The organism is Kitasatospora sp. NPDC058046 (assembly GCF_042885595.1).
Classification (GTDB): Bacteria; Actinomycetota; Actinomycetes; order Streptomycetales; family Streptomycetaceae; genus Kitasatospora.
Window position 1 is genome coordinate 219,500 of sequence record NZ_JBHVRS010000001.1, and the last position, 14,811, is coordinate 234,310.

A 14,811-nucleotide genomic window follows, 5' to 3' on the forward strand; every position below is an offset into this window, starting at 1 on the left:
CCCCGCAGCCACCCCGGCTCCCGCACGCCCCCGCCCGGATCCCCACGCCCCCGGCCGCAGCGCTTCCCCTCCCCGCACTCCCCCCACACAGAAGAGCGCCCCCTCCCCGACCCGTGGGTCGGAAAGGGGGCGCTCTCGGAAGACGCTGCTACAACCTCAGTTGTCGCCGTCCTCGTCGATCAGGAAGCCCCGCATCGGCGCCGGAGCCTGCTGCATCGGCTGCGGCGGCTGCGGACGGACGGCCGCCATCGGCTGGGTCATCCCGGCCGGCTGCATCTGCGGAGCACCGCTGTTGCCGCCGGTCGACTGGCCGCCGAAGCTCGGCGCCGAGGAGTTGCCACCGAAGGAGCTGTTCCCGCCGAAGGACGGCGAGTTGCCCCCGAAGGACGGCTGGCCGCCACCGAAGCTCGGCGCACCGCCGCTCATCGCACCGGCACCGGCCGGAGCCATCGACGAGGCCGCCGGCGGCAGCGACGCGGTGGCGGGGATCCGCGGCGGGGCGAGCGAGTCGTCGGCCTGCGACTCCAGCTGACGCAGCTGGGTCTCCAGGTACGACTTCAGACGGGTGCGGTACTCACGCTCGAACGCCCGCAGGTCCTCGACCTTGCGCTCCAGCGTGGCCCGCGCCGACTCCAGCGAGCCCATCGCGACGCGGTGCTTCTCCTGCGCGTCCCGCTCCAGCGCGTCGGCCTTCGCACGGGCGTCGCGCTCCAGGCCCTCGGCCCGGCTGCGCGCCTCGCCGACGATCTTGTTGGCCTCGGAGCGGGCCTCGGAGATCGCCTGGTCGGCGGTCTGCTGAGCGAGCGCCAGCACGCGGGCCGCGCTGTCGCCACCGGGGCCCTGCTGCTGCATCGGGGCGCCCATCGGCTGCATCTGCTGCTGCGGGCCGCCCATGGGGCCGCCCATCGGCTGCATCTGCTGCTGGCCCATGCCCTGGCCCATCGGGTTGCCCATCTGCTGCGGGCCACCGGGACCGCCCATGGGCTGGAGCATCTGACCGCCCATCGGCTGGACCAGCTGCTGCTGGCCGCCCATGGTCTGGTTCATCTGCTGCTGCTGCGGGCCACCGGCAGCGGGAAGCTGCGGGGCGGATCCGGCGGGCAGGCCGAGGGGCTGGTTGCCCATCTGCTGCTGCGGGCCGCCGGGGCCCATCTGCTGCGGACCACCCGGACCCATCTGCTGCGGACCACCGGGGCCCATCTGCTGCGGGCCGCCCGGCCCCTGCTGGCCGGGGACCGGCGGACCGGATATGGCGGCCGGCACCGGAGCGCCGCCCTGTCGGGGCGCGTCCTGCTGCGGCTCCTTGCGCAGGTTGGCCTGGTTCTGCGCGGCGGCACGAGTCGCCGCGGCCAGCTTGGCGCGCAGGTCCTCGTTCTCCCGGAGGAGGCGGGTCAGCTCCGCCTCGACCTCGTCGAGGAAGGCATCGACCTCGTCCTCGTCATAGCCTTCACGCAGGCGGACGGTCGTGAACTGCTTGTTCCGAACGTCCTCGGGGGTCAATGGCATCTCTTCACCTCAACGTGATCGTCGGCACACCGGCATCCTGTCGCATCGCTCACCTACGACTAGGGGTGCACAAGCGAGATCAGGACATACACAATGATCATCAGTACGAAGAAGGACAGGTCGAGCGCCACGCCCCCGAAACGCAACGGCGGAATGAGCCGCCGAAGAAGCTTGAGCGGCGGATCCGTGACAGTGTACGTGGCCTCCAGGACCAGGACCATGGCCTTGCCGGGCCGCCACGAACGCGCGAACTGGAAGACCCAGTCCATGACCAGTCGTACGAGCAGGAACACCAGGAAGACGGTCAGGGCGTAGTAGAGCACCGCCCACACGATGTCCATCGCGTTTCCCTCTCCCCGGTCCCGATCCCTCGGGCCTGCCGCTCGTCACCTGTCGCTAAACCACTGTTGATCAGATCCACACGTAAAGTCGTGGCCGGGTCAGCTCTGGTTGAAGAACCCACCCTCGGCGATCCGAGCCTTGTCCTCCGCCGTGACATCGACGTTAGCAGGCGACAGCAGGAACACCTTCTGTGTCACGCGCTCGATACTGCCGTGCAGACCGAAGACGAGTCCAGCGGCGAAGTCTACGAGGCGCTTCGCGTCGGTGTCGTCCATCTCCGTCAGATTCATGATCACGGGGGTGCCGCCGCGGAACTGTTCCCCGATGGTACGGGCCTCGTTGTAGGTCCGGGGGTGCAGCGTGGTGATGCGGTAGGGCTCTCGTTCGTTCACGACCTTGGGCATGATCACCGGTGCGCTCTTCTCCAGGTTGTGGCGACGTTCGGGTGTGATGGACGACACGGGGGCCATCCTCGGAGTCTCCTGTCGGATCGGCACCGCCGCGGGCACCGGCTGCGGGGCGATCGAGGAGACCGGAGCGGGCGCGGCGGCCACCGGAGCCGGGGCCGGCCGGGGGATGTCCTCGGTCCGCTGGCCCGTCCGGATCGGCTCGGGGTCCGCGTCGTAGTCGTCGTCGGGGTCGTACCCCTGGCCGTCGTACGTCTCGTCCTCCACGAGGCCGAGGTAGACCGCCATCTTGCGCATTGCGCCGGCCATGCTCCTGTCTCCTCCGCTCATAGCCACCTCGCTGACGCTCGGTGGCGGGCTTCGCGATGCGCGCACCTTCTGATGGTCGCTCGCTCCGCTCGCTCCGTCAGGACCGGCTCCGTCCCGGCAACCCGGGCACATGACGGCCCTGCCTGCGGATTCCGCGGCCCCTCCACGACGGCGCGTCAGCCCGACGGCCGGTCAGTTTCGTGGAGTGGGGGCCGCGGAGCTGCGATCCACGGTTCGCTAGCGCTCCGAAGAGCTGCTAGATTCTGTCCTATTTTGTCCTGCTGTCTGATCTACTTACCCGGTGACGTTACCTGAGGGGTGACCTCACTCCGAGTACCGCCGTTCCGACGCGCACATGTGTCGCTCCGGCGGCAATCGCCTGCTCAAGGTCGCCGCTCATCCCTGCGGAGACCATGGTGGCAGCCGGATGGTCCGCCCGTACGGCGGTTGCGATTTCCGTCAGCCGATCGAAGGCGCGGGCCGGATCCCCGGCCAGCGGGCCCGCCAGCGGAGCGACGGTCATCACACCGTCCAGCCGCAGCCCGGGCGTGTCGGCGATCGCGTCGGCCAGTTGCGCGACGTCCTCCGGCGCGACCCCCGCCCGGTGCTCACCCTCCCCGTACGCCTTGTCCAGCGCCACCTGCACCAGGCAACCCAGCTCCGGGCGCTCCGACTTGAGCACCGCCGCGGAGAGCGACTGGACCAGCCGGAGCCGGTCCACCGAGTGCACGTGGTTCGCGTACCGGACGACCGAGCGGACCTTGTTGGTCTGCAGCTGGCCGACGAAGTGCCAGTCAAGAGGAAGGTTTCTGCACTGCTCCGCCTTGGGAGCGGCGTCCTGGTCACGGTTCTCCGCGACGTCCGTCACACCGAGTCCGGCCAGCAGCGCGGTGTCCTCGGCGGGGTAGGTCTTGGTGACGACGACCAGGGTGACCTCGCTCCGGGCGCGCCCGGCGGCCGCGCACGCGTCCGCGATCCGGCGCTCGACCACGTCGAGGTTGGTGCCGAGTTCCTCGTACCGGGCCCGCTGGCCCTCCGTCAGCGCCGCCACGAACGCGGCGCTCCCCGGGAACGGTCCGTAGATGTCGTTCGTCATCAGTGATCAGAGCCCAACCAGACGTAGCTCGCGAGCCGGCCGGTGCGCTGCTCGCGGCGATAGGAGTAGTGATCGGCGGATTCGAGGGTGCAGACCGGTGACCTCACCAGCTCCTTGACCCCCGCCGCGGCCAGCTGGGCCGCGACTCCCTCCGGCACGTCCAGGGCCGGAGTCCCCCAGGACGTCTCGGCGAAGGCCTCCGGCACCACCGCGGCGACCTCGGCGCGCAGTTCGGCCGGCACCTCGTAGCAGCGGCCGCAGACCGCGGGCCCGGTGGCGGCGGTGATCCGCGAGGGCTCCGCGCCCAGTTCGACCATCGCCCGGACGGCCGCGGGCACCACCCCGGCCGCCAGCCCGGGCCGGCCCGCGTGGGCCGCGCCCACCACGCCCGCCACCGGATCGGCCAGCAGCACCGGGGTGCAGTCGGCGGTCAGCACCGCCAGCGCGAGCGGCCGGTCGGAGACCACCGCGTCCACCGTCGGGGCCTGCCCGAGCGGCTGGCGCTCGGTCACCACCGCGACCTCGGCGCCGTGCACCTGGTTCATCCACACCACGTCGGCCGGGTCGAGCCCCAGCCGCCGGGCGGCCAGCGCCCGGTTCTCCCGCACGGCCTCCGGGTCGTCCCCCACCGCGCCGCCGAGGTTGAGCTCCCCGTACGGCGAAGTGCTCACCCCGCCCCACCGTGAGGTGAAGGCGAAGTGAGCACCCGCGCGGATCGCGTGATCGATCACTTAAGGAAATCCGGGACGTCGAGCTCCTCGGCCGGGCTCTCCACGAACGGCTGCCGGGCCGGCTGCACCTGCGGCGGAACCGGGGCGGAGGCGGTCGTGGTGGTCGAGGTCTCGGCGCTCCGGCTCGACGTGGTGGTCGAGGACTCGCCCTCCGAACGGGACGTCACCGAGCCGATCGTCCCGTACGGGCGGCCGGCCGGGCGCTCCGGGGCGGCCGGCGGGGTGGCCGGGCGCTCCGGGGTGGTGGACTTGACCACCGGGTCGCGGACGATCGCCGGCGGCTGCCCGCCGTCGAAGCCGGCCGCGATGACGGTGACCCGGACCTCGTCGCCGAGCGCGTCGTCGATGACCGCACCGAAGATGATGTTCGCCTCGGGGTGCGCCGCCTCGCTGACCAGCTGGGCCGACTCGTTGATCTCGAACAGGCCGAGGTCGGAGCCGCCCGAGATGGACAGCAGCACGCCGCGGGCGCCGTCGATCGAGGCCTCCAGCAGCGGCGAGGAGATCGCCATCACGGCGGCGGCCTTGGCGCGGTCCTCACCGCGGGCCGAGCCGATGCCCATGAGCGCCGAACCGGCGTCCGACATGACGGACTTGACGTCGGCGAAGTCGAGGTTGATCAGACCCGGGGTGGTGATCAGGTCGGTGATGCCCTGGACACCGGAGAGCAGGACCTGGTCGGCCGAGCGGAACGCGTCGAGGACGCTGACCTGGCGGTCCGAGATGGACAGCAGCCGGTCGTTGGGGATCACGATGAGGGTGTCGACCTCTTCGCGCAGGGAGGCGATGCCGTCCTCGGCCTGGTTGGCCCGGCGGCGGCCCTCGAAGGTGAAGGGGCGGGTGACCACGCCGATCGTCAGGGCGCCCAGCGAGCGCGCGATGTTGGCGACGACGGGCGCGCCGCCCGTGCCCGTGCCACCGCCCTCGCCGGCGGTCACGAAGACCATGTCGGCCCCCTTGAGGACCTCCTCGATCTCCTCGCGGTGGTCCTCGGCGGCCTTGCGGCCGACCTCGGGGTTGGCGCCGGCGCCGAGGCCCCGGGTGAGTTCACGGCCCACATCGAGCTTGACGTCGGCGTCGCTCATCAGGAGGGCCTGCGCATCGGTGTTGATCGCGATGAACTCGACGCCCTTGAGACCGACCTCGATCATCCGGTTGATGGCGTTGACACCACCGCCGCCGATTCCGACGACCTTGATGACTGCGAGGTAGTTCTGCGGTGCTGCCACGTCGAAGGCCTCTCGCCTCGAATTTCCGGGTCGGCCCGACCCGGGGCGGGGCCGTACCGACGGATGTCGATGGGTAGGGAGCCTGGTTTCTGACTGAATGTCCGAAATGCCGACCGCCGACCCCAACCCTAAACTTGACCTTTAGGGTTAGTTCTGTGTCTCCGTCACATCACCAGGAAACACAGTCTGGTGACACAGGACACTAGGTGGCTCCAGGCACGCGTTTCAACGAACACGCCGAGCTTCCCTTTTTCTTTTGAGCCTATGTGATCATCGGCCGGCTTAGGAAACCGGGGGTGACCACCAAGAGTCGGGCCGACACTTCAAGGCGTCAACCCCTCCCTCAGGCAGAGAACCTACCGGATCATCCCGACACCGCCGGCGCCTCCGGCGCCGTCACGTCGAAGTTCGTGCCCTTCTGGTTCAGGAGCGCGACCAGGACCCGGGCCTTGCGGTCGATCTGCTCCGGACTCCCCCAACGCACCGTCGCACCCCCGCTGAGCTGCAACTGGATGTCGTCGTACGAGTGCACCAGCACCGAGCCGACCCGCTTGGCGACCTCCGGCGGCAGCCCGGCGGCCACCGCCACCGCGCCCTGCACCAGCTGCGGACGGGAGATCACCCCGTCGACGTCGTTCGCCTGCTGACTGAGTCGCAGCTCGACCACCGGGACGCCCTCGGGCGGGGCCGGTTCGGTGGCGAAGCTCACGCCCCCGGCGTCGACCTGGGTGAACCGGCCGTCGTCCCCCTTGACCGCGGCCACCGCCGTGCGCTGGACGACCTTCACCCGCAGGGTGTGCGGCCAGCCCCGCCACACCTCGGCCCTGGCCACCCGGGGGATCCCCTCCACCCGGTGCCGGACGCCGTCCAGGTCCACGCGCGCCAGCGGCCCGTCGCCGAGCCCGCCGACCGCCTCGCGGACCTGGTCCGGCGTCAGCTTGTCGTCGCCCGCGCCCTGGACGGCGACGGTGCGCACGTCCAGGACCGAGGAGAAGAACACCAGCCAGGCCAGCACGCCGAGCACCGCGGCGCCGAGCGCGCCCAGCACCACGATGCCCCGCCGGGAGAGCCGGAGGCGGGGAGCGGACTCCTCCACCTCCAGCTCCTCCTCCAGCGGGTCGGCGAGCCGGCCGTCAGCCACGGCGGCGGCCGCCGCGGTGGGCCTGGATGGCCTCGTAGACCATGCCGACCAGCAGGTCGTCGGCGTCCCGGCGGCCGAACTCGGCGGCCGAACGGCTCATGTCCCACAGCCGCTGCGGATCGGTGAGCACCGGCAGCACGTTCTGCAGCACCCAGTCCGGGGTCAGCTCGGCGTCGTCCACCAGCAGACCGCCGCCGGCCTTGACCATCGGCTGGGCGTTCAGCCGCTGCTCGCCGTTGCCGATCGGCAGCGGGACGAAGGCGGCGGGCAGGCCGACGGCCGCCAGCTCGGCCACCGTCATGGCGCCGGCCCGGCAGAGCATCATGTCGGCGGCCGCGTAGGCGAGGTCCATCCGGTCCAGGTACGGCACCGGGCGGTACGGCGGCATCCCGGGGACGTCCGCCACCTGCGGCAGCTCGTTCTTCGGGCCGACCGCGTGCAGGATCTGCACGCCGTACTGCTGGAGCCGCGGGGCGATCGCGGTGATCGTCTCGTTGAGCCGGCGGGCGCCCTGGGAGCCGCCGGAGACCAGCAGGGTGGGCAGCCGCTGGTCGAGGCCGAAGTACTGGCGGGCCTCCGGACGGGCCGCGCCGCGGTCCAGGGTGGCGATGGTCCGGCGCAGCGGGATGCCGATGTACCGGGAGTCGCGCAGCTTGCTGTCCGGCGTGGAGACCGCCACGAAGTCGCTGTAGCGGGCGCCGATCTTGTTGGCCAGGCCCGGACGGGCGTTCGCCTCGTGCACCACGATCGGCACCCCGGCCCGCTTGGCGGCCAGGTAGGCGGGCATCGCGACGTAGCCGCCGAAGCCGACCACGGCGTCCGCGTTGACCCGCTCGATGATCTCCTGGGCGGCCCGGACGGTGCCGCGCAGCCGGCCGGGGACGGTGATCAGCTCCGGGGTGGGCTTGCGGGGCAGCGGGACGGCCGGGATGAGCTCGAGCTGGTAGCCGCGCTCGGGTACCAGCCGGGTCTCCAGTCCGCGCTCGGTGCCCAGGGCGGTGATCCCGACGGACGGGTCGTGCCTGCGGAGGGCATCCGCGAGGGCCATGGCCGGCTCGATGTGACCGGCGGTCCCCCCGCCGGCGAGTACGACATGCACCGAAATTCACCGCTCCCTGCGTGCCGGCCCCGGGGCCGGGCGCGCTGTGGTTCGTCGTCGTGGCAGCACCCGGGCCAGTTGTCTCCTGATCCGGGAGTTCTTGCTCCGGGCGGCCAGGGCCGCCTTCGCGCCCGAGGTGCTGCGCGCCAGGCACAGCAGCACACCGATCGCGGACATGGCCGACAGCATGGCGGAACCGCCGTAGGAGAACAGCGGGAGCGGGACGCCCGCGATGGGCAGCAGTCCCAGCGCCGACCCCAGGTTGATCATGGCCTGCGCCATGATCCAGGTGGTGGCGGCTCCCGCGGCGTACCTGACGAAGGGCTCCTTCGTACCGATGGCCACACGGATACCCGCGTAGCCTAGTGCCGCGAAGAGACCGAGCACCGACAGCGTCCCCACCAGACCGAGTTCCTCGCCGGTCGCGGCGAAGATGAAGTCGGTGTGCGCCTCGGGCAGCTGGCCCCATTTCTCCACGCCGGCGCCGAGGCCGGTACCGAAGCCGCCGCCGTTGGCGAACGCGAAGACGCCGTGCAGGGCCTGGAAGCAGGCGCCCTCCGGGTCGAGCTTGGTGACGCCGATGCAGCCCAGCCGCTCGGCCCGGTGCGGGACGGTGACCACCAGCGCGGTGCAGACCACCACCGCCACCCCGACGGTGGCCACGAACAGCCGCAGCGGCGCGCCGACCATCCAGAGCAGCGCGAACAGCATCGCCACCAGGATCATCGAGGTGCCCATGTCGCCGCCGAACATGATCAGCGCGAGCAGCAGCAGGGCCCCCGGCACCAGCGGCACCAGCAGGTGCTTCCACGAGTTGAGGGTGCCGGCCTTCTGCTTGCGGGCGAGCAGGTCGGCGCCCCAGAGCACCAGCGCGAGCTTGGCGAACTCCGAGGGCTGGAACTGGAAGAAGCCGAAATCCAGCCAGTTCTGGTTGCCGTTGATCCGCACCCCGATGCCGGGGATGGCGACCAGGGTGAGGGCGCCGATCACCGCGATCATCACCGGGTAGGTGATCACCCGCAGCACCGCCACCGGGACGGAGGCGAAGCCGATCAGCAGGACCAGGCCGAGGATGGCCGCGATCAGCTGCTTGAGGAAGTAGTACTGCGCCGTGTGGTGCTGGTTCAGGGCGAGGATCTGCGAGGCCGAGAAGACCATCATCAGGCCGAGCACGACCAGCAGCAGGGTGCTGCCGAGCACCAGCAGGTACGGGGTGAGCGGCCGGTCCAGCCAGTACCGCCACCGGGCCCGGAAGGCCTGGAGGCGGGCCAGCGGACCGGCCGACTTGTACTTGGTCGTGGTGGCGGAGATCACCCTCATCGGCTCGGCGGCGTCCCGCTTCACAACGCCGGAATCCGCTCTGCCCTGCCCCGCCACCGCTCCCCGCTCACTCTCTCCGTCCGACGCGCCCGCGCCGGCCCGTCCACCCGCCTGACTACTCGCCCGCCAGCTCCCGGACGGACGCCGCGAAGAGGTCGCCGCGCTCGCCGTAGTTGGTGAACATGTCCATCGAGGCGCAGGCCGGCGCCAGCAGCACCGTGTCACCCGATCGGGCGAGCGACGCGGCCGTTCGAACGACCTCGGCCATCGCCACCGCGCCAGTCTGGCCCTCGGCCGCCTCGATCACCGGCACATCCGGAGCGTGTCGCTCCAGCGCCTCCCGGATCACCGCCCGGTCCTGGCCGATCAGCACCACGGCGCGCAGCCGCTCGGCCGCGCCCTGCACCAGGTCGTCGAAGGTCGCGCCCTTGGCCAGGCCCCCGGCGATCCAGACGATCGGCCGGTAGGCGGCCAGCGAGGCGGCCGCCGCGTGGGTGTTGGTGGCCTTGGAGTCGTCGATGTACGTGACCTCGCGGACCACGCCGACCTCGGCGATCCGGTGGGCGTCCGGGCGGAAGGCCCGCAGGCCCTCCCGGACGGCCTTCGGCTCGACGCCGTACGCCCGGGCCAGCGCCGCCGCGGCGAGCGCGTTGGCGATGTTGTGCGGGGCCGGCGGGTTCACGTCCGACACCGCGCCCAGCTCGGCCGCGTTCTTGGCCCGGTCCTCGACGAAGGCGCGGTCCACCAGCAGCCCGTCCACCACGCCGAGGTTCGACGGGCCGGGGGCGCCGAGGCCGAAGCCGATCGCCCGGCAGCCCTCCTCGACGTCGGCCTCGCGGACCAGCGCCTCGGTGGCCGGGTCGGCCAGGTTGTACACGCAGGCGACCGTGTTGCCCTCGTAGATCCGGCCCTTGTCGGCGGCGTACGCCTCCATCGAGCCGTGCCAGTCGAGGTGGTCGGGCGCCAGGTTGAGCACTGCGGCCGAGTGCGGGCGCAGCGAGGGCGCCCAGTGCAGCTGGTAGCTGGAGAGCTCGACGGCGAGCACGTCGTACGGCTCCTCGGCGAGCACCGCGTCCAGGACCGAGACCCCGACGTTGCCGACGGCGGCGGTGCGCTTGCCGGCGGCGGTGAGGATCGAGGCGAGCATCTGGACGGTGGTGGTCTTGCCGTTGGTGCCGGTGACGGCCAGCCAGGGGGCGGGCTCGCCGGTGCCGGGCAGCGGCCTGCGCAGCCGCCAGGCCAGCTCGACGTCGCCCCAGACCGGCACCCCGGCCGCCTCGGCGGCGGCGAACAGCGGGCTGTCCGGCGCCCAGCCGGGCGAGGTGACGATCAGTTCGGTGCCCTCGGGCAGGCTCGCGCCGTCGCCGAGCCGCACGGTGACGCCGAGCGCCTCCAGCTCGGCGGCCCGGGCGGCCAGGCCGGGGCCGCTGCCGCCGTCCACCACGGTGACCCGGGCGCCGAGGCCGTGCAGGACGCGCGCGGCGCTGATGCCCGAGACGCCGAGCCCGGCGACGGCGACCGGCAGGCCGGCGAAGTCCGGGTTGGCCGGGGTGGTCAGGTCGGGGTCGGTCATCCGGTCACCCATCCCGCGTAGAACAGGCCGAGGCCGACGGCGACGCACAGGCCCTGGATGATCCAGAACCGGACGACGATCAGGACCTCGGTCCAGCCCTTGAGTTCGAAGTGGTGCTGCAACGGCGCCATCTTGAAGACGCGCTTGCCGGTCATCCGGAAGGAGCCGACCTGGATGATCACCGAGAGGGTGATGATCACGTAGAGGCCGCCGAGCAGGGCGAGCAGCAGCTCGGTGCGGGAGCAGATCGCCAGACCGGCCAGGGCGCCGCCGAGGGCGAGCGAGCCGGTGTCACCCATGAAGATCTTGGCGGGCGAGGTGTTCCACCACAGGAAGCCGAAGCAGGAGCCCATCAGGGCGGAGGCCACGACGGCGAGGTCCAGCGGGTCCCGGATGTCGTAGCAGTTGGCGGTCGCGGTGATCGCGTAGGCGCAGCTCTGGGTGTGCTCCCAGATGCCGATGAAGGTGTAGGCGCCGAAGACCATCACCGAGGCGCCGGTGGCCAGGCCGTCCAGACCGTCCGTCAGGTTCACGCCGTTCGACATCGCGGCGATCATGAAGTACGCGAAGATGACGAACAGGACGGGGCCGATCGCCCACTTGAAGTCCCGGACGAAGGACAGGCTCTGGGACGCCGGGTTGAGCCCGCGGTCGTCCGGGAACTGCATCGCCAGGATGGCGAACCCGAGGCCGACGATCGACTGGCCGGCCAGCTTCGCCTTGGCCCGCAGGCCCAGCGAGCGGCGCTTGACCACCTTGATGTAGTCGTCCAGGAAGCCGACCAGGCCGAGGCCCGCGGTCAGGAAGAGCACCAACAGCCCGGAGGCGGTCGGGCTCTCGCCCGTTATCGCCTTCGTGGCGAAGTACGCGATCAGGGTCGCCAGGATGAAGGCGATGCCGCCCATGGTGGGCGTGCCCTTCTTGCTGTGGTGCGCCTTGGGGCCGTCGTCCCGGATGTACTGGCCGTAGCCGTGCTTCGCGAGCACCTTGATCAGGGCGGGGGTGCCGAGCAGCGACAGGATGAGACCGATCATCCCGGAGAAAAGGATCTGCTTCATCAGGCGGCCACACCGTCCGTCAGGAGGGCCTCGGCCACCTTCTCCAGCCCCACCGAACGGGAAGCCTTCACCAGGACCACGTCCCCCGGCCGCAGCTGACTGCGCAGCAGCTCGACCGCCGCGTCCGCGTCGGACACCAGCACCGACTCCTCACCCCACGAACCTTCGTTCCTCGCGCCGAGTTCCATGCAGGCCGCCTCGCGTCCGCCGACCGCCACCAGCTTGGTGACGTCCAGCCGGACGGCGAGCCGCCCGATGGCGTCGTGCTCGGCCAGGCTGTCCTCGCCGAGCTCCCGCATCTCGCCGAGCACCGCCCAGGTGCGGCGGCGCTCCGGGCCCCGGCCACCCATCGAGACGAGCGCCCGCAGCGCGGCCCGCATCGAGTCGGGGTTCGCGTTGTAGGCGTCGTTCACGACGGTGACACCGTCGGCCCGGTCGACGACCTCCATGCGCCAGCGGGACAGCGCACCCGCTTCGCCCAGGGCTGCCGCGGTGTCGTCGACGGACATCCCGAGCTCCACCGCCACCGCTGCGGCGGCGAGGGCGTTCGAGACGTGGTGCTCACCGTACAGGCGCAGCTGCACGGGCGCGGAACCGGCCGGGGTGGTGAGCGTGAACGATGGCCGCCCGGTGGCGTCCAGGCGAACGTCGGTGGCCCGGACGTGGGCGTCCGGCGATTCCCCGAACAGGACCACCTTCGCCCTGGTACGGGAGGCCATCGCGCGCACCAGCCGGTCGTCCGCGTTGAGGATCGCGGCGCCGTCGGCGGGCAGCGACTCGACCAGTTCGCCCTTGGCCTCGGCGATCGCCTCCTGGGAGCCGAACTCGCCGACGTGGGCGGTGCCGACGTTGAGCACCACGCCGATCCGGGGCGGGGTGATCGAGGTGAGGTACTCGATGTCGCCCTTGTGCCGGGCGCCCATCTCCATGACCAGGTGCCGGGTGCCGGCCTCGACCCGCAGCGCGGTCATCGGGTGGCCGATCTCGTTGTTGAGCGAGCCGGGCGGGTAGACGGTCTCGCCGCGGCGCTGGAGCAGTTGGGCGATCAGGTCCTTGGTGCTGGTCTTGCCGGCCGAGCCGGTCAGCGCGACCACGGCGGTGCCCTCGGCGCGGGCGACCACGGCGCGGGCCAGCCGGCCGAGCGCCTCCACCACACTGTCGACCAGGACGGCGGGCACGCCGACCGGGCGGGAGGCCAGCACCGCGACGGCGCCGTCCCCGACCGCCTTGGCCGCGTAGTCGTGGCCGTCCACGTGCTCGCCGACGAAGGCCGCGAACAGGCCGCCGGGGGCCACCTTCCGCGAGTCGACCTCGACCGGGCCGGTGACCAGGGCGTCCGGGTCGGCGCCGTCCAGCGTGCCTCCGACGGCGGCGGCCACCTCGGCGAGGGTCAGTGCGATCACTGCTGCTCTACTCCTCGGTCGCCCCGTGCGGCCGTGGTCCGCGCGATGGATTCGCGCAGCACCTCCCGGTCGTCGAAGGGGCGGATCTCGTCTCGTACGTACTGGCCGAGCTCGTGGCCCTTGCCGGCCACCAGCACGGTGTCCCCCGCCCGGGCGCGCGCGACGGCGAGGCCGATCGCCTCGGCCCGGTCGGGGACGACCAGGACGTCGCCGCGCTCGGCCTCGGGCACCGCGGCGGCGCCGGTCAGCATGGTGGCGAGGATCGCCAGCGGGTCCTCGCTGCGCGGGTTGTCACTGGTCAGCAGGGCGGTGTCGGCGAGACGGGCGGCGATGGCGCCCATCGGGCCGCGCTTGTGCGGGTCGCGGTCGCCGCCGCAGCCGACCACGACGTGCAGCCGGCCCTCGGTGACCTCGCGCAGCGAGGCGAGGACGGCCTGCAGGGCGTCCGGCTTGTGCGCGTAGTCGACGACGGCGACGAACGGCTGTCCGGCGTCCACCCGCTCCAGCCGGCCGGGCACGCCGGGGACGGCGGCGACGCCGGCCACGGCCCGCTCCAGCGGCAGGCCGGCGGCGACCAGCAGGGTGATCGCGGCGAGCGCGTTGGCGACGTTGAACGGGCCGGGCAGCGGGACGGAGGCCTCGGCCTCGGCGCCGTCCGGGCCCAGCACCTTGAAGGTGGAGCCGACCGGCCCGAGCCGGACGTCCACGGCCCGCCAGTCGGCCGCCGCGGCGCCGGTCGCGGAGAAGGTGGTCACCGGGATCTTGGCCTCGGCGGCGAGCCGGCGGCCGTACTCGTCGTCCAGGTTGACCACGCCGTGGCGGGACTTGCCGGGCTGGAAGAGCCGGGCCTTCGCCTGGAAGTAGTCCTCCATGTCCGGGTGGAAGTCGAGGTGCTCGGGGGTCAGGTTGTTGAACAGCGCGACGTCGTACGCGACCCCGTCGGTGCGGCCGAAGACCAGGGCGTGGCTGGAGACCTCCATGGTCACCGCGTCGGCGCCGCGCTCGGCCATCACGCCGAGGATCGCGTGCAGGTCGGTGGCCTCGGGGGTGGTGCGCTCGCTCTTGATCCGCTCCTCGCCGACCCGCATCTCGACGGTGCCGATCACGCCCGGGCTGCGCCCGGCGCCGCGCAGGCCGCCCTCGACCAGGTAGGAGGTGGTGGTCTTGCCGTTGGTGCCGGTCAGCCCGATCATCAGCAGCCGCCGGGAGGGGCGGCCGTAGACGATCGCGGCCAGCTCGCCCATGACGGCCCGCGGCCGGTCGACGACCAGCAGCGGCAGGCCGGTGGCGGCCGCCTGCTCGGCGCCGGCCGGGTCGGTGAGCACCGCCACCGCGCCGGACTCCGCGGCCTTGCCGGCGAACGCCGCGCCGTGGTGGTTGGCGCCCGGGAAGGCCACGTACACGTCGCCCGGACGGACCGCGCGGGAGTCGTGGGTGACGCCGGTGACGGCGCCGCCCTCGACGGGCGGCAGGCCCAGTTCGGCGGCCAGCTCGGCGAGCGGCAGGGCGGTGGTCCCGGTCGGACGGGGCGGACTCACGGTGGTTTGATCGGGTTTCGGCACGGCGGGAAGGCTATCCGCCGAAGGGTGTCCAGGGC

Annotated in this window: 13 protein-coding genes; all 13 read right to left on the reverse strand. The window is 72.1% G+C overall.

Annotated elements, in window-relative coordinates:
* Positions 1 to 156: 156 nt before the first annotated feature.
* Entirely contained in the window at positions 157 to 1,506 is a 1,350-nt protein-coding gene (locus ACFVU7_RS01030) for a DivIVA domain-containing protein (RefSeq protein ID WP_074000915.1), read from the reverse strand.
* A gap of 59 nt (positions 1,507 to 1,565) precedes the next feature.
* Complete coding sequence (locus ACFVU7_RS01035; RefSeq protein ID WP_030060143.1) at positions 1,566 to 1,847, reverse strand: YggT family protein; 282 nt, start codon at positions 1,845 to 1,847, stop codon at positions 1,566 to 1,568.
* Positions 1,848 to 1,946: 99 nt separating this feature from the next.
* Positions 1,947 to 2,564: a cell division protein SepF gene (locus ACFVU7_RS01040; RefSeq protein ID WP_049649528.1), complete on the reverse strand. Its 618-nt coding sequence runs from the start codon at positions 2,562 to 2,564 to the stop codon at positions 1,947 to 1,949.
* Between the two features lie 307 nt (positions 2,565 to 2,871).
* Positions 2,872 to 3,660 carry a YggS family pyridoxal phosphate-dependent enzyme gene (locus ACFVU7_RS01045; RefSeq protein ID WP_079271769.1) on the reverse strand — a complete coding sequence of 263 codons (789 nt, stop codon included), beginning with the start codon at positions 3,658 to 3,660 and terminating at the stop codon, positions 2,872 to 2,874.
* On the reverse strand, positions 3,660 to 4,391 hold the full coding sequence (gene pgeF / locus ACFVU7_RS01050; protein ID WP_181970547.1) for a peptidoglycan editing factor PgeF: 732 nt from the start codon (positions 4,389 to 4,391) through the stop codon (positions 3,660 to 3,662). Before pgeF ends, ACFVU7_RS01045 begins: the two co-directional genes overlap by 1 nt.
* The gene (gene ftsZ, locus ACFVU7_RS01055; RefSeq protein WP_049649527.1) at positions 4,388 to 5,620 is read right to left on the reverse strand and encodes a cell division protein FtsZ; all 1,233 of its coding nucleotides are present in this window, start codon (positions 5,618 to 5,620) and stop codon (positions 4,388 to 4,390) included. The genes pgeF and ftsZ overlap by 4 nt, the downstream gene beginning before the upstream one ends.
* Before the next feature lie 364 nt (positions 5,621 to 5,984).
* Positions 5,985 to 6,761, reverse strand: a complete 777-nt coding sequence (locus tag ACFVU7_RS01060; RefSeq protein ID WP_049649526.1) for a cell division protein FtsQ/DivIB — start codon at positions 6,759 to 6,761, stop codon at positions 5,985 to 5,987.
* Complete coding sequence (murG, locus tag ACFVU7_RS01065) at positions 6,754 to 7,860, reverse strand: undecaprenyldiphospho-muramoylpentapeptide beta-N-acetylglucosaminyltransferase (protein ID WP_049649525.1); 1,107 nt, start codon at positions 7,858 to 7,860, stop codon at positions 6,754 to 6,756. The genes ACFVU7_RS01060 and murG overlap by 8 nt, the downstream gene beginning before the upstream one ends.
* A 6-nt stretch (positions 7,861 to 7,866) precedes the next feature.
* A complete protein-coding gene (ftsW, locus tag ACFVU7_RS01070) occupies positions 7,867 to 9,204 on the reverse strand; it encodes a putative lipid II flippase FtsW (protein ID WP_369808259.1) in 1,338 nt (445 codons plus the stop codon).
* Between the two features lie 91 nt (positions 9,205 to 9,295).
* Positions 9,296 to 10,753, reverse strand: coding sequence for a UDP-N-acetylmuramoyl-L-alanine--D-glutamate ligase (gene murD, locus ACFVU7_RS01075; protein ID WP_117487435.1), 1,458 nt, complete (start codon positions 10,751 to 10,753; stop codon positions 9,296 to 9,298).
* Positions 10,750 to 11,811, reverse strand: a complete 1,062-nt coding sequence (gene mraY, locus ACFVU7_RS01080; protein WP_074000913.1) for a phospho-N-acetylmuramoyl-pentapeptide-transferase — start codon at positions 11,809 to 11,811, stop codon at positions 10,750 to 10,752. The genes murD and mraY overlap by 4 nt, the downstream gene beginning before the upstream one ends.
* Entirely contained in the window at positions 11,811 to 13,214 is a 1,404-nt protein-coding gene (murF, locus tag ACFVU7_RS01085; RefSeq protein ID WP_049658289.1) for a UDP-N-acetylmuramoyl-tripeptide--D-alanyl-D-alanine ligase, read from the reverse strand. The genes mraY and murF overlap by 1 nt, the downstream gene beginning before the upstream one ends.
* A complete protein-coding gene (locus ACFVU7_RS01090) occupies positions 13,211 to 14,776 on the reverse strand; it encodes a UDP-N-acetylmuramoyl-L-alanyl-D-glutamate--2,6-diaminopimelate ligase (protein ID WP_049658287.1) in 1,566 nt (521 codons plus the stop codon). The genes murF and ACFVU7_RS01090 overlap by 4 nt, the downstream gene beginning before the upstream one ends.
* Positions 14,777 to 14,811 lie beyond the last annotated feature (35 nt).

What these genes read in the sequence shown, in the direction of transcription:
- ACFVU7_RS01030 (WP_074000915.1), bottom strand. Translation starts at nt 1,506, where the DNA reads ATGCCATTGACCCCCGAGGACGTTCGGAACAAGCAGTTCACGACCGTC.
- ACFVU7_RS01035 (WP_030060143.1), bottom strand. Translation starts at nt 1,847, where the DNA reads ATGGACATCGTGTGGGCGGTGCTCTACTACGCCCTGACCGTCTTCCTG.
- ACFVU7_RS01040 (WP_049649528.1), bottom strand. Translation starts at nt 2,564, where the DNA reads ATGGCCGGCGCAATGCGCAAGATGGCGGTCTACCTCGGCCTCGTGGAG.
- ACFVU7_RS01045 (WP_079271769.1), bottom strand. Translation starts at nt 3,660, where the DNA reads ATGACGAACGACATCTACGGACCGTTCCCGGGGAGCGCCGCGTTCGTG.
- murD (WP_117487435.1), bottom strand. Translation starts at nt 10,753, where the DNA reads ATGACCGACCCCGACCTGACCACCCCGGCCAACCCGGACTTCGCCGGC.
- mraY (WP_074000913.1), bottom strand. Translation starts at nt 11,811, where the DNA reads ATGAAGCAGATCCTTTTCTCCGGGATGATCGGTCTCATCCTGTCGCTG.